Genomic DNA, 13,342 nt, shown 5'->3' with positions numbered 1-13,342 from the left:
CGGTTCGCGTGAAGAAAACGCGTCAAAACAAGAATCTAGAGCTTCGGTTCTGATTCAATCAGAACCGAAAATGCTCTAGCCGCGCCCGCGATAGGGCGCGACGCCTTGCTCCGGCACCCACAGGCCCTTCGGCACGCGGCCGGTCTGCCAGAACACGTCGATCGGGATGCCGCCGCGCGGATACCAGTAGCCGCCGATGCGCAGCCATTTCGGCTTGATCTCGCTGGCAATGCGCTTGCCGATCATCACCGTACAGTCCTCATGAAAGGCGCCGTGATTGCGGAAGCTCGCGATGTAGAGTTTCAGCGATTTCGACTCCAGCAGCCAGGCACCCGGCGCGTAGTCGATCATCAGATGCGCGAAATCCGGCTGGCCCGTGACCGGGCACAGCGAGGTGAATTCCGGCACGGTGAAACGGACCAGATAGTCGGTGCCCTTTTGCGGATTGGGCACGCGGTCGAGCTGGGCCTTTTCGGGCGCATCCGGCCATTCCACCTCACGGCCAAGCTGCAGGGCAGCCGGGTCCAGGCTTGAGATCTTCGATTTGCTGGGTTTTTTCGACATGAGGCCGCCTCCGAGCGGCCCTCTTAGCCAATCATCCGGCGGCCGTCACCCGGCCTTTTCCACCTCGATGCATTGCGGTAGAAGCACCGCCAACTGCCCCCTTTGTTTCTCGAAATGAGGCTCTCATGACCGCCATCATCGACATCATCGGCCGCGAAATCCTGGATAGCCGGGGCAATCCCACCGTCGAGGTCGATGTCGTGCTGGAGGATGGCGCGCTCGGCCGTGCCGCGGTGCCCTCGGGCGCCTCCACCGGCGCCCATGAGGCCGTGGAACTGCGCGACGGCGACAAGGCCCGCTATCTCGGCAAGGGCGTCACCAAGGCGGTCGGCGCCGTCAACGGCGAGATCTTCGAGGCGCTCAGCGGCCTCGACGTCGAGCAGCAGGCCCAGATCGACCAGATCATGATCGACCTCGACGGCACCCCCAACAAGAGCCGGCTGGGCGCCAACGCCATCCTCGGCGTCTCGCTCGCCTGCGCGAAGGCCGCCGCGAACTCGCTCGACATGCCGCTCTACCGTTACGTCGGCGGCACCTCGGCGCGCCTGCTGCCGGTGCCGATGATGAACATCATCAACGGCGGCGTGCATGCCGACAACCCGATCGATTTCCAGGAGTTCATGATCCTGCCCGTCGGCGCGTCCTCCTTCGCCGAGGGCCTGCGTTACGGCGCGGAAGTCTTCCACACGCTGAAGTCGGAGCTGAAGAAGGCCGGCCACAACACCAATGTCGGCGACGAGGGCGGCTTTGCCCCGAACCTGCCGTCGGCCGACGCCGCGCTCGAGTTCGTGATGAACGCAATCGGCAAGGCCGGCTTCAAGGCGGGCTCCGACATCGTGCTCGGCCTCGACTGCGCCTCGACCGAGTTCTTCAAGGACGGCAAATACGTCTATGAAGGCGAGGGCAAGACCCGCTCGATCTCCGAGCAGGCCAAGTATCTCGCCGATCTCGTCGGCCGCTATCCGATCGTCACCATCGAGGACGGCATGTCGGAGGACGACATGGACGGCTGGAAGGAGCTCACCGACCTGATCGGCAAGAAGTGCCAGCTGGTCGGCGACGATCTGTTCGTCACCAACGTCAAGCGCCTCGCAGACGGCATCAAGACCGGCCGCGCCAACTCGATCCTGATCAAGGTCAACCAGATCGGCACGCTGACCGAGACGCTCGCCGCCGTCGAGATGGCGCACAAGGCCGGCTACACCTCGGTGATGTCGCACCGCTCCGGCGAGACCGAGGATTCGACGATCGCCGACCTCGCGGTCGCCACCAATTGCGGGCAGATCAAGACCGGCTCTCTTGCGCGTTCCGACCGCACCGCCAAATATAACCAGCTCCTGCGCATCGAGCAGCAGCTCGGCAGGCAGGCGCTGTACGGCGGCAAGGCCGCACTGAAGGCGCTGGCATAAGCCGGCGCCTCGACTCGCGAGAAGAGAACAGGGGAGGATCGACATGAGCGACGGCACGTCCGGACTGCAACTGCGCTCGCTGTTGAAAAAGAGCGGCGAGCTGGAATTGTCCCTCGTGAATGTCCCGACGCCGGAGCCGGCCGACGACGAGGTCGTCGTTCGCGTCGAGGCGACGCCGATCAACCCCTCCGATCTCGGCCTCCTGATCGGGCCCGCCGACATGTCGGCCGCCAAGGTCTCCGGCACCAAGGAGATGCCGGTCATCACCGCGACGATGCCGGAGGCGGCGATGCGGATGATGGCAGCCCGGCTCGATCAGTCGCTGCCGGTCGGCAACGAGGGCGCCGGCACGGTGATCCGGACCGGAGCCTCGGATGCGGCGAAGGCGTTGATGGGCAAGACCGTGTCGATGATCGGCGGTGCCATGTACACGCAGTATCGCGTGCTCAAGGTCCGCGACGTCATGGAGCTGCCGGCGGGCACCACGGCCGCGGACGGTGCGTCCTGGTTCGTCAATCCGCTGACCGCACTCGGCATGACCGAGACGATGCGGCGGGAGGGCCACAAGGCGCTGGTGCATACGGCGGCCGCGTCCAATCTCGGCCAGATGCTCAACAAGATCTGCATCAAGGACGGCATTGGCCTCGTCAACATCGTCAGGAGCAAGGAGCAGGCCGAGATCCTGCACAAGATAGGCGCCAAATACGTGGTGGATTCCAGCGCGCCCAGCTTCACGGACGATCTCACCAACGCGCTGGTCGAGACCGGTGCCACGATCGCCTTCGATGCCATCGGCGGCGGCAAGCTGGCCAGCCAGATTCTCACCGCCATGGAAGTTGCGGCCAACAAGACCGCGAAGGAATACAGCCGCTATGGCTCCAACGTGTACAAGCAGGTCTATATCTACGGCAGCCTGGACAATCGTCCGACCGAATTGAACCGGTCGTTCGGACTGACCTGGGGTGTCGGCGGCTGGCTGCTGACGCCGTTCCTCCAGAACATCGGTCCGGCCGAGATCGGCCGCCTGCGCCAGCGCGTGGCGTCCGAGCTCAAGACCACCTTCGCCAGCCATTACACCAAGGTGGTGTCGCTGGCCGAGGTGCTCGATCCCGCCAACATCGCCGTGTACGCCAAGCGGGCCACCGGCGAAAAATTCCTCATCAACCCGAACAAATAATCAGGGTTTGCGAGGACGGAGGATTCCGGGGCGCGGCGGCCCGGTCGACGCATCATGCCTGAGCCGTGGGACGAACAACGATCTCGCCGACGTCCACATTGTCCGGTTGGCGTATCGCAAAAGCGATGGCTTCGGCGATGGCACTCGCCGGAATGGCGATGGCCTTCATGGCCGCCTGTCCCTGTTGCCTTAGCTCGAAATCCGTCATCGAGGAGGGGAGCTCGGTGTCGACATAACCGGGAGAGATGGTCGTCACGCGAAGCGACGGACCGGCTTCCTGACGAAGCCCCTCGGAAATCGCCCTGACGGCGTTCTTCGACCCCGCATAGACCGCCATCGTCGGAACGATCTTGATTCCGGCGGTCGACAGCGTGTTGACGAAATGACCGAAGCCCTGACGTCGAAAGACAGGCAAGGCCGCGGCAATGCCGTAGAGCACGCCCTTCACGTTCACGTCGATCATGTCGTCCCAGTCGTCGACCCGGAGGTCGTCGAGGCGGGAGATCGGGGCAATCCCTGCATTGTTGATCAGGACGTCCAGCTTCCCGTATCGCTCTGTTGCAAGTCCGACGAGGCCGGCAACATCCTCGCGCTGCTTGACGTCAGTGACGCGATAGGACGCCTTTCCGCCCTTCGAGACGATGCTCGCGGCCAGCATCTCCAGTCTCTCGGAGCGTCGCGCGCCGAGGACCATGACGGCGCCGTGCTCTGCGAGATGCCGGGCGGTCGCTTCGCCAATTCCGCTGCTGGCGCCCGTGATGGCGATGACCTTGCCTGCGATACCCGTCATGGCTGTTCCGTTCAGTTCGTTTGCAGGACGAACGTCGCATCGGAAGCGAAGATGATCTATGCTCAAGCGGGTCGAAAATCGTCGAGATCGGATCAAGCCTTGGACAAGCTCGCGGCCAAGCATCTTGGCAAGACATTGGACCCTCTGTCTCAGGTCTTCTCACTCCTGGACGTTCGCGCCGCGCGTTGTACGAGGTTCGAGGCGGGCGGCAGGTGGTCGTATCGGTTCCCGGCAAAGCCGGCCCTGAAGTTCGGCGCTGTGGTTCAAGGCGAATGCTGGATCGATTTCGGCGATGAAGCCCGTCATCGGCTCGCCTCCGGCGACTGCTTTCTTCTCTCCAATGCGCCGGCCTATGTTCTGGCCAACGACGAGCACCTTGCTCCCGCGGATGGTATCGCGGCGTTCGATTGGGCGCAGTCGGACGTCGCGCGCCACGGCGGCGGCGATACCGTGTTGCTCGCCGGCAGTTTCGGCTTCGAACCGTCGGACGCCGAATTGCTGCTCGACGCGCTTCCGCGCTTTCTGCTCATCCCGTCACGCAGTCCGCCGGCACCCGTCATTCAGTCCACGCTCGGGATTCTCGACCTCGAAATCAGGGGCACGGGAATTGGAGCGGCGGTGCTCACCAACAGGCTGGCCGACGTCCTGCTGGTCCAGGTGCTTCGTGCGGCGTCGGATCAGACCGACGGCGAGGGACTCGGATGGATCAATGCGCTGGTCGATGCCCGGATCGGCAAGGCAATTGGGCTGATGCACGCAGACGCCGCTCACCCCTGGACCCTGGACGCATTGGCCGGCGCGATCGCCATGTCGCGATCTGCGTTTTCGAAGCGGTTCAAGTCTCTGGTCGGGCTGGCGCCGCTCGACTATCTGCTTCGCTGGCGCATGCGGCTGGCACGCGACCAACTGCGGCTTGGCGCCAGCGTTTCAGCAACCGCCGCGCGGCTGGGATATTCGTCGGAGAGCGCCTTCGGGCACGCCTTCAAGCGAGTCTACGGCCAGGCGCCGAAGCGATACTGGCGTAGACAGGCGATAGGCGAAAAATTCCTCATCAACCCAAAAAAATAATCGTGATGTGCGAGGGCACGTCGCCGAAGGAAGGTCTTGCCTTCTGAGCAAAGCGGGAGATTATTCCGCCGCCATTTGAATGCGGAAAACCGCAAGGGCTCAGAAGGGGACCTCTCCATGACCGATCTCAATCGTCGTCATTTGCTCGCTGGCGCCGCCGTCGTCGGTGCGGCCGCGGTAACCGGCCTCCGACCGGCCGCCGTCAATGCCGCAGTGCCGCAAGCCGGGACGCAGGCGCCGGGCTTCTATCGCTACAAGGTCGGCGCTTTCGAGTGCACCTCGATCAATGACGGCGCGCGCACCTTCCCGATGCCGGACAAGTTCGTCGCCAACAAGCCGAAGGAAGAAGCGCTGGCGGCGGGCGAGGCGGCCTACATGCCGAAGGGCATGGTCACGGTGCCGTTCAACCCGCAACTCATCAACACCGGCTCCAAGCTCGTCCTGATCGACACCGGCAACGGCGTTGCCAATTTGGAGGCGAGCAAGGGCGCGGTCGGGCGCACCCTGCAAAACCTCCAGGCTGCCGGCGTCGACCCGAAGAACATCGACGTCGTGTTGCTCTCGCATCTGCACCCCGATCACACCAACGGCATTCGCCTTGCCGACGGTGGGCTCGCATTCCCCAATGCCGAGATCATGGTGCCGGGCAAGGACTGGGAGTTCTGGACCAGCGAGGACAACGCCGCCAAGGCCGAGTCCAACCCGATGATGAAGAACTACTTCGCCAACGTGAAGAAGACTTTTGCCGGCCTCGAGTCCAAGGTCACAAAGTTCGAGTGGGGCAAGGAAGTCGCGCCGGGCATCACCTCGATCGCCACCCCGGGACACACACCGGGTCACACTTCGTTCGCGGTCGCCTCGGGCGATGCCAAGGTGCTGATCCAGTCTGACGTCACCAACATTCCCGAATTCTTCCTGCGCAATCCCGACTGGCACGTGATGTTCGACAATGATGCCGCGCTGGCGCAGGAGACGCGTCACAAATTCTACGACATGGCGGCAGCCGAGAAGGCGACCGTGGTCGGCTTCCACTTCACGTTCCCGTCGGTCGGTCATGTCGAGAAGGACGGCGCCAAATACCGTCTGATCCCCTCGGCCTGGAATCCGACGATCTGAGCCGAGTTGGACATTTGCGCGATGATCGGGCCGCCGCCTGGCGGCCCGATTGTTTTGGGCGACCATCTGCTTTCGTGAAACGCTGCGTTTCCAAATCGAGCCGGTTCATGCACTTGCATCCAATGATCCGGATCGCTTAAGTGCCCTCCGGCACTTTCCTCAAGGTTTCAAGGACACCTCATGGCCTACAACATCGTCGTTATCGCCGGCAGCCTGCGCAAGGAGAGCTTTTCGCTGAAGATCGCCAACGCGCTCGCCAAGCTCGCGCCCGGCTCGCTCAAGCTCGAGGTGATCACGCCGGCGGGCATCTCGTTCTTCAATCAGGACCTCGAAGCTGCGCCGCCCGCGGACTGGCTGGCCTTCCGCGACAAGCTTCAGAAGTCGGACGGCGTCATCTTCGTCACGCCCGAATACAACCGCGCCATCCCGGGCGTGCTGAAGAATGCCATCGACGTCGCCTCGCGGCCCTATGGCAAGAGCTCGTTCAACGGCAAGCCGGTCGGCATCATCTCGAACTCGCCGGGACCGCTCGGCGGCGTCAGCGCCGCCAAGACGCTGCAGAACATTCTGCCGGGCATTGCCGGCCCCATCATGCAGCAGCCGGAGACCTATCTGAACGCGGTCGGCGATGCCTTCGATGCGGACGGCAATCTGACCAAGGAGTCGCTGAAGCCCGTGCTCCAGGCCTATATCGACGCCTTCGCCGCGCACGTCGCCAAGCATCACGGCTGAGGCCGAACCTGTCATTCCGGGGCGGCTCGAAGAGCCGAACCCGGAATCTCGAGATTCCGGGTTCGATGCTGCGCATCGCCCCGGAATGACAGCTTGCTCAGAGTTAGCACTCCCTTAACCAACCTGTCCCATCTTCCCAGGATGGTCTCCCGCGCGCGCCTGAAATCGATCCTGACCGGCCTTGCCCTCTATGCGATGGCGGCCGCCATCGTCGGCTATTTCGGCGTCAACGCCTATACCGGCAAATACGGCCTCAACGCCCGCCAGGAACTCGACCAGGAGATCATCGCGCTGACCAGCGAGCTGGCCCAGCTCAAGCGCGAGCGCGCCAGGAGCGAGCAGCGGGTGTCGCTGCTGCGGTCCGAGCGGATCGACCCCGACATGCTGGACGAGCGGGCGCGCTTCCAGCTCGACTACGTCAATCCGCGCGATCTCGTTCGGATGATCCCCGCGAAGTAGCGCTTTCCGCAAGCTTCGAAACCGACACGAAAGCAGCTAGCGAAAATCCAGCCGCCGTGCCCGGTGCTCCTGCGAAGGTCGTAAGTCTGGAACCCGCTGGCTGCCTTGACGGCGGCGCCGCGGCGGGCTCATGGCTTCTGTGACGCTCTTCCGAAGTTGACGCAGATCAACCAAGCGGCGCCAGCGCGTTCTAGTCTGCCAACCGGAGGAAACAGTGGTGAATGGGTCAATGCCCCGGCATCACGCGGCCCGTGTCGAGGCCGCCATTGCGTCAGGCCAGGCGGCTCGGTCCGCGCTCGTGGCCTCGTGGCGCCGTTCCTCCAGATTGCATCACCTCGATCCCGGCGGCCGTACCTCGCCGATGCGGCTGACCGAAGCCGAGCTGCTCCAGGCGCGCGAGCGCATCGCGCCGCTGCTGGCCGCGGCGCAAGGGGCGATGGACCGGCTCTATCAGGCCGTCGGCGCGAGCGGCTGCTGCGTGCTGCTCGCCGACGGCGAAGGTGTGCCGGTCGACCGTCGCGGCACGCCGGCGGACGATGCGACGTTCCAGTCCTGGGGCCTGTGGACCGGTGCGCTCTGGAGCGAGGAGCACGAGGGCACCAACGGCATCGGCACCTGCCTCGTCGAGCAGCGCCCGCTGACGATCGACCGCGACCAGCATTTCTTCGCCCGCAACACGCTTCTGAGCTGCACCGCCGTTCCGATCTACGACCATGAGGCCGCGCTCGCGGGCGTGCTCGACGTGTCCTCCTGCCGGGCCGACCGGACCGACGCGTTTGCCAGTCTGATCGCGCTTGCGGCAGGCGAGGCGGCCAGGCGTATCGAGGCCGATCTGTTCCGCCGGGCCTTCGCCCATGCCCGCATCGTGCTGACGCAAGCCGCGGACGGCCAATGCGGAGGCCTCGTCGCGGTCGATGCGGACGATCTCGTGATCGGCGCGACCCGCTCCGCCCGGGCAGCGCTCGGTCTTGCCCCCAGCCGGGCATTGCAGCCGGTGCCCGCGGCCGATCTGCTCGGCGGCGATGCCGCACGCGATCATCTCGCCGGCGGTCAGCGCGCGGTGGTGCAGCGGGCGCTGCTCCGGGCCGGCGGCAACGTCTCGGCGGCCGCCAAGGCCCTCGGCGTCAGCCGCGCCACGCTGCACAGGAAGCTGAAGCGGTTCGAGCTGAACCACTGAACGGCTGTTTCCTCAGCCGTCGTTGCGGTGTTGATGCCGCGCGCTCAAACGTCGGTCTCGTGCCCCGGACGCAGCGCAGCGCGTCGCCCTTGCGACGTGGTGCGCTGCAGAGCCGGGGCCCATGCCTCCGCATTCTCCCGTGTCGCCTGCTGGATCCCGGCTCAGCGCGGCAACGCTAAGAGCGTTGCAGCGCGTCCGGGACACGGGAGCGGCGTCGCGGCACGACTGTCGCAGAACTGCGACAGGTCGCCGCCGCCATCGCTTTCCCCCGGGCTGACAGAAGACACCTCCCGCGACATCGTCCGCGCAAGTCGCGAGCCACGCGACGAATTGCGCAAACAGCAAACATCGGGAGTGATCAATGAACAAGGTGGAATTCCTCAGCGTCACCAAAGTTCCCTTTGCCGAACGCTACGACAATTTCATCGGCGGCAAGTTCGTCGCGCCGATCTCGGGCAAATATTTCGACAACGCTTCGCCGGTGAACGGCCAGATCGTCTGCAAGATCGCGCGCTCGGACGCGCAGGACGTCGAGCTGGCCCTCGACGCGGCGCATGCCGCCAAGGGCGCCTGGGGCCGTACCAGCGTCGCCGAGCGCGCCGCGGTCCTGAACCGGATCGCCGACCGCATGGAAGAAAATCTCGAGCGTCTCGCCATTGCCGAGACCTGGGACAACGGCAAGCCGATCCGCGAGACCCGCGCCGCCGACATCCCGCTCGCGATCGATCACTTCCGCTACTTTGCCGGCGTCGTGCGCGCCCAGGAAGGCTCCATCGGCGAGATCGACCACGACACCATCGCCTATCATTTCCACGAGCCGCTCGGCGTGGTCGGCCAGATCATCCCGTGGAACTTCCCGCTGCTGATGGCCTGCTGGAAGCTCGCGCCTGCGCTCGCCGCCGGCAATTGCGTCGTGCTCAAGCCCGCCGAGCAGACCCCGGCCTCGATCATGGTCTGGGCCGAGCTCATTGCCGACATCCTGCCATCAGGCGTGCTCAACATCGTCAACGGCTTCGGCCTCGAGGCCGGCAAGCCGCTGGCCTCGAGCCCGCGCATCGCCAAGATCGCCTTCACCGGCGAGACCACGACGGGCCGGCTGATCATGCAATACGCCAGCCAGAACCTCATTCCGGTCACGCTGGAGCTTGGCGGCAAGTCGCCGAACATCTTCTTCAAGGACGTCACCGCCGAGGACGACGATTACTTCGACAAGGCGATCGAAGGCTTCGTCATGTTCGCGCTGAACCAGGGCGAGGTCTGTACCTGTCCGAGCCGGGCGCTGGTCCACGCCGACATCTATGACCGCTTCATGGAGCGCGCCTTGAAGCGCGTCGCGGCGATCAAGCAGGGCGACCCGCGCGATGCCACCACCATGATCGGCGCGCAGGCATCTGGCGAGCAACTGGCGAAGATCCTGTCCTACATCGACATCGGCAAGCAGGAGGGCGCCAAGGTGCTCGCCGGCGGCGGACGTGCCGAGCTCGGTGGCGATCTCGCCGGCGGCTTCTACGTTAAGCCGACCGTGTTCGAGGGCCACAACAAGATGCGGATCTTCCAGGAGGAGATTTTCGGACCCGTGGTCTCGGTCACGACCTTCAAGACCGACGACGAAGCGCTCGAGATCGCCAACGACACGCTCTATGGCCTCGGGGCCGGCGTCTGGAGCCGCGACGCCAACCGCTGCTACCGCTTCGGCCGGGCGATCCAGGCCGGCCGCGTCTGGACCAACTGCTACCACGCCTATCCCGCTCATGCCGCGTTCGGTGGCTACAAGCAGTCGGGCGTCGGTCGCGAGACCCACAAGATGATGCTCGATCATTATCAGCAGACCAAGAATCTCCTGGTCAGCTACAGCCCGAAAAAGCTCGGCTTCTTCTGATCGGGCAGAGCGGGCGGCGCTGTTTTGGCGCCGCTCGTTCCGGCAAGTGGGAGCCGGCACGTTCGGCGTTAGATTTGTTGCCCGATCAGCGCCAAAGATTTTGCAATATTTCGACCACGTTGCACTGCGGCATAATGAAAGCCGTGGCATGCCGTAGTGGCGCTTTCCAACGGTGTTTGACTTGGGTTAGAGAGGACGAAAGTTTTCTCTGACCCGGAATTCCCATGGCCGCACCCAAGAAAGCCGCCGCAAGCACTCCACAGGACAAGACCGACGGCGGTTCGCCCCCGGAATTCACCAGGGAGCAGGAGCTCAAGGCGCTCCGCGACATGCTCCTGATCCGGCGGTTCGAGGAAAAGGCCGGCCAGCTCTACGGCATGGGCGCAATCGGCGGCTTCTGCCATCTCTATATCGGCCAGGAGGCCGTGGTGGTCGGCATGCAGATGGCCCTGAAGCAGGGCGATCAGGTCATCACCGGCTATCGCGATCACGGCCACATGCTCGCCACCGGCATGGACGCCAACGGCGTCATGGCCGAGCTCACGGGCCGCCGCGGCGGCTATTCCAAGGGCAAGGGCGGCTCCATGCACATGTTCAGCAAGGAGAAGCACTTCTACGGCGGCCACGGCATCGTCGGCGCGCAGGTCTCGCTCGGCACCGGTCTCGCCTTCGCCAATCACTATCGCGGCAACGACAATGTCAGCGTCACCTATTTCGGCGACGGCGCGGCCAACCAGGGCCAGGTCTACGAGAGCTTCAACATGGCGGAGCTCTGGAAGCTGCCGGTGATCTACGTCATCGAGAACAACCGCTACGCCATGGGCACCGCGGTCTCGCGCGCCTCGGCCCAGCAGGATTTCTCCAAGCGCGGCGTCTCCTTCAACATCCCCGGCAAGCAGGTCGACGGCATGGACGTCCGCGCCGTCAAGGCCGCCGGCGACGAAGCCGTCGCCTGGTGCCGCGCCGGCAAGGGTCCCTTCATCCTGGAGATGCAGACCTATCGCTACCGCGGCCACTCGATGTCCGATCCTGCAAAATATCGCACACGCGAGGAGGTCGAGAAGGTCCGCCACGACCAGGATCCGATCGAGCAGGTGCGCAACCGCCTGTTGGCCGCCAAGGTCAGCGAGGCCGATCTCAAGGCGATCGACGCCGAGGTGCGCGACATCGTCAACGCTTCCGCCGATTTCGCCCAGCATGATCCCGAGCCGGATGCCGCCGAGCTCTGGACCGACGTTTACCGCTGAACGCGCGCTAGCTTTCTTTTGGAGAAGACATGCCAATTCAAGTGCTGATGCCCGCGTTGTCGCCCACGATGGAGAAGGGCAACCTCGCCAAATGGCTGAAGAAGGAAGGCGAGACGATCAAGTCGGGGGACGTGATCGCCGAGATCGAGACCGATAAGGCGACCATGGAGGTCGAGGCGACCGACGAGGGGACGCTCGGCAAGATCCTGATTCCCGAGGGCACCGCCGATGTCGCGGTGAACACGCCGATCGCGACCATTCTCGCCGATGGCGAAAGCGCCGCCGATCTCGCCAAGGCGCCTGCGCCGGCGAAGCAGGAGAAGGCCGCGGAGTCCGCGCCGCCCGCTGCCGCAAAGTCCGAGGCACCGCAGCCGAAAGCTGCGCCCGCACCGCAAGCTGTCGCCGAGCCCGATCCCGAAGTGCCCGCGGGCACCGAGATGGTGACGCAAACCATCCGCGAAGCCTTGCGCGATGCCATGGCCGAGGAAATGCGTCGCGATCCCGATGTCTTCGTGATGGGCGAGGAGGTCGCCGAATATCAGGGCGCCTACAAGGTGACGCAGGGCCTGCTCCAGGAGTTCGGCCCCAAGCGCGTGATCGACACCCCGATCACCGAGCACGGCTTTGCCGGCGTCGGCGTCGGCGCGGCCATGACCGGGCTGAAGCCGATCGTCGAGTTCATGACCTTCAACTTCGCCATGCAGGCAATCGACCAGATCATCAACTCCGCGGCCAAGACGCTCTATATGTCCGGCGGCCAGATGGGCTGCTCGATCGTGTTCCGCGGACCGAACGGTGCGGCAGCCCGCGTCGCCGCCCAGCACAGCCAGGATTACTCGGCCTGGTACTCCAACGTCCCGGGCCTCAAGGTCGTCGCGCCGTTCTCGGCCGCCGACTACAAGGGCCTGCTGAAGGCTGCGATCCGCGACCCCAATCCGGTGATCTTCCTCGAGAACGAGGTGCTCTACGGCCACACCGGCGAGGTGCCCAAGCTCGACGACTTCATCATCCCGATCGGCAAGGCGCGCATCGCGCGTGCGGGCAGCCACGTCACCATCATCTCCTGGTCGAACGGCATGACCTATGCGCTGAAGGCCGCCGACGAGCTCGCCAAGGACGGCATCGAGGCCGAGGTGATCGATCTGCGCACGCTGCGCCCGATGGACACCGAGACCATCATCAACTCCGTCAAGAAGACCGGTCGCGCCGTCACGGTTGAAGAGGGCTGGGCCCAGAGCGGCGTCGGCGCCGAGATCGCCGCGCGCATCATGGAGAACGCCTTCGACTATCTGGACGCGCCGGTTGCGCGCGTCTCCGGCAAGGACGTGCCGATGCCCTATGCGGCCAACCTGGAGAAGCTCGCGCTGCCCTCGGCAGCGGAAGTCGTCGAGGCCGCCAAAGCCGTCTGCTACAGGTAGACCATGGCGGGCCCGAAGGAGCAGCCACTGCCGCCCGACGTCCTCGCCCGCGACGACGCGGTCGAGATCCTGCGCGTGTTCGTGCTGGACGGCGGGCTGTCGATGGCGTTCCAGCGTGCCTTTGAAGAGCCTGACATGTGGGGCTTGCTGCTCGTCGATCTCGCCCGCCACGCCGCGCGCGCCTATGCGCGCGAGAGCGAATACACGGAAGAGGACGCCTTGAGCCGGATCCTGGACATGTTCCAGGCCGAGATCGAGCGTCCGACCGACACCGGCACGACGACGCCGCGCGGGAAGGGGCACTGA

General features: G+C 64.8%; 13 protein-coding genes. 11 read left to right on the top strand and 2 right to left on the bottom strand.

Translation table 11 applies throughout. The features are described 5' to 3' along the window. Window positions 1–75: 75 nt before the first annotated feature. Entirely contained in the window at window positions 76–564 is a 489-nt protein-coding gene (gene queF / locus TSA1_RS13885) for a preQ(1) synthase (RefSeq protein WP_100176871.1), read from the bottom strand. A 125-nt stretch (window positions 565–689) separates the two neighbouring features. Here queF and eno point away from each other — a divergent pair, with 125 nt between their 5' ends. Together eno and TSA1_RS13875 are read left to right on the top strand one after the other, a co-directional pair. Next, the gene (gene eno / locus TSA1_RS13880) at window positions 690–1,973 is read left to right on the top strand and encodes a phosphopyruvate hydratase (RefSeq protein WP_100176870.1); all 1,284 of its coding nucleotides are present in this window, start codon (window positions 690–692) and stop codon (window positions 1,971–1,973) included. A gap of 43 nt (window positions 1,974–2,016) precedes the next feature. Beyond that, on the top strand, window positions 2,017–3,150 hold the full coding sequence (locus tag TSA1_RS13875; protein WP_100176869.1) for a zinc-binding dehydrogenase: 1,134 nt from the start codon (window positions 2,017–2,019) through the stop codon (window positions 3,148–3,150). Window positions 3,151–3,202: 52 nt separating this feature from the next. Here the strand turns inward: TSA1_RS13875 and TSA1_RS13870 are convergent, their stop codons facing one another. After that, a complete protein-coding gene (locus TSA1_RS13870; RefSeq protein ID WP_100176868.1) occupies window positions 3,203–3,940 on the bottom strand; it encodes an SDR family oxidoreductase in 738 nt (245 codons plus the stop codon). A 99-nt stretch (window positions 3,941–4,039) separates the two neighbouring features. Between TSA1_RS13870 and TSA1_RS13865 the strand changes: the two genes are divergently transcribed. From TSA1_RS13865 to TSA1_RS13825, 9 genes are all read left to right on the top strand, one after another. Continuing rightward, the gene (locus TSA1_RS13865) at window positions 4,040–5,008 is read left to right on the top strand and encodes an AraC family transcriptional regulator (protein ID WP_245448243.1); all 969 of its coding nucleotides are present in this window, start codon (window positions 4,040–4,042) and stop codon (window positions 5,006–5,008) included. 117 nt (window positions 5,009–5,125) lie between these two features. Then, window positions 5,126–6,124 (top strand): MBL fold metallo-hydrolase, encoded by a 999-nt coding sequence (locus TSA1_RS13860; protein WP_100176866.1) that lies wholly within the window; start codon window positions 5,126–5,128, stop codon window positions 6,122–6,124. Window positions 6,125–6,304: 180 nt separating this feature from the next. Then, on the top strand, window positions 6,305–6,856 hold the full coding sequence (locus tag TSA1_RS13855) for an NADPH-dependent FMN reductase (protein ID WP_100176865.1): 552 nt from the start codon (window positions 6,305–6,307) through the stop codon (window positions 6,854–6,856). 141 nt (window positions 6,857–6,997) lie between these two features. Continuing rightward, on the top strand, window positions 6,998–7,315 hold the full coding sequence (locus TSA1_RS13850; protein WP_028141594.1) for an FtsB family cell division protein: 318 nt from the start codon (window positions 6,998–7,000) through the stop codon (window positions 7,313–7,315). Window positions 7,316–7,532: 217 nt separating this feature from the next. Then, complete coding sequence (locus TSA1_RS13845) at window positions 7,533–8,492, top strand: helix-turn-helix domain-containing protein (RefSeq protein ID WP_174718895.1); 960 nt, start codon at window positions 7,533–7,535, stop codon at window positions 8,490–8,492. A gap of 361 nt (window positions 8,493–8,853) precedes the next feature. Further along, a complete protein-coding gene (adh, locus tag TSA1_RS13840; protein WP_100176863.1) occupies window positions 8,854–10,371 on the top strand; it encodes an aldehyde dehydrogenase in 1,518 nt (505 codons plus the stop codon). A 224-nt stretch (window positions 10,372–10,595) separates the two neighbouring features. Next, window positions 10,596–11,618 (top strand): pyruvate dehydrogenase (acetyl-transferring) E1 component subunit alpha, encoded by a 1,023-nt coding sequence (pdhA, locus tag TSA1_RS13835; protein ID WP_100176862.1) that lies wholly within the window; start codon window positions 10,596–10,598, stop codon window positions 11,616–11,618. Between the two features lie 29 nt (window positions 11,619–11,647). Then, a complete protein-coding gene (locus TSA1_RS13830; protein WP_100176861.1) occupies window positions 11,648–13,036 on the top strand; it encodes a pyruvate dehydrogenase complex E1 component subunit beta in 1,389 nt (462 codons plus the stop codon). A gap of 3 nt (window positions 13,037–13,039) precedes the next feature. Then, window positions 13,040–13,342 (top strand): DUF5076 domain-containing protein, encoded by a 303-nt coding sequence (locus TSA1_RS13825; RefSeq protein WP_100176860.1) that lies wholly within the window; start codon window positions 13,040–13,042, stop codon window positions 13,340–13,342.

Origin of the sequence: Bradyrhizobium nitroreducens (assembly GCF_002776695.1) — a bacterium.
GTDB classification, from domain to species: domain Bacteria; phylum Pseudomonadota; class Alphaproteobacteria; order Rhizobiales; family Xanthobacteraceae; genus Bradyrhizobium; species Bradyrhizobium nitroreducens.
This window is presented reverse-complemented; position numbering and strand designations above follow the sequence as displayed.

What these genes read in the sequence shown, in the direction of transcription:
- TSA1_RS13850 (WP_028141594.1), top strand. Translation starts at nt 6,998, where the DNA reads ATGGTCTCCCGCGCGCGCCTGAAATCGATCCTGACCGGCCTTGCCCTC.
- adh (WP_100176863.1), top strand. Translation starts at nt 8,854, where the DNA reads ATGAACAAGGTGGAATTCCTCAGCGTCACCAAAGTTCCCTTTGCCGAA.
- TSA1_RS13870 (WP_100176868.1), bottom strand. Translation starts at nt 3,940, where the DNA reads ATGACGGGTATCGCAGGCAAGGTCATCGCCATCACGGGCGCCAGCAGC.
- eno (WP_100176870.1), top strand. Translation starts at nt 690, where the DNA reads ATGACCGCCATCATCGACATCATCGGCCGCGAAATCCTGGATAGCCGG.
- TSA1_RS13875 (WP_100176869.1), top strand. Translation starts at nt 2,017, where the DNA reads ATGAGCGACGGCACGTCCGGACTGCAACTGCGCTCGCTGTTGAAAAAG.
- TSA1_RS13830 (WP_100176861.1), top strand. Translation starts at nt 11,648, where the DNA reads ATGCCAATTCAAGTGCTGATGCCCGCGTTGTCGCCCACGATGGAGAAG.
- queF (WP_100176871.1), bottom strand. Translation starts at nt 564, where the DNA reads ATGTCGAAAAAACCCAGCAAATCGAAGATCTCAAGCCTGGACCCGGCT.
- TSA1_RS13825 (WP_100176860.1), top strand. Translation starts at nt 13,040, where the DNA reads ATGGCGGGCCCGAAGGAGCAGCCACTGCCGCCCGACGTCCTCGCCCGC.
- TSA1_RS13855 (WP_100176865.1), top strand. Translation starts at nt 6,305, where the DNA reads ATGGCCTACAACATCGTCGTTATCGCCGGCAGCCTGCGCAAGGAGAGC.
- TSA1_RS13860 (WP_100176866.1), top strand. Translation starts at nt 5,126, where the DNA reads ATGACCGATCTCAATCGTCGTCATTTGCTCGCTGGCGCCGCCGTCGTC.
- pdhA (WP_100176862.1), top strand. Translation starts at nt 10,596, where the DNA reads ATGGCCGCACCCAAGAAAGCCGCCGCAAGCACTCCACAGGACAAGACC.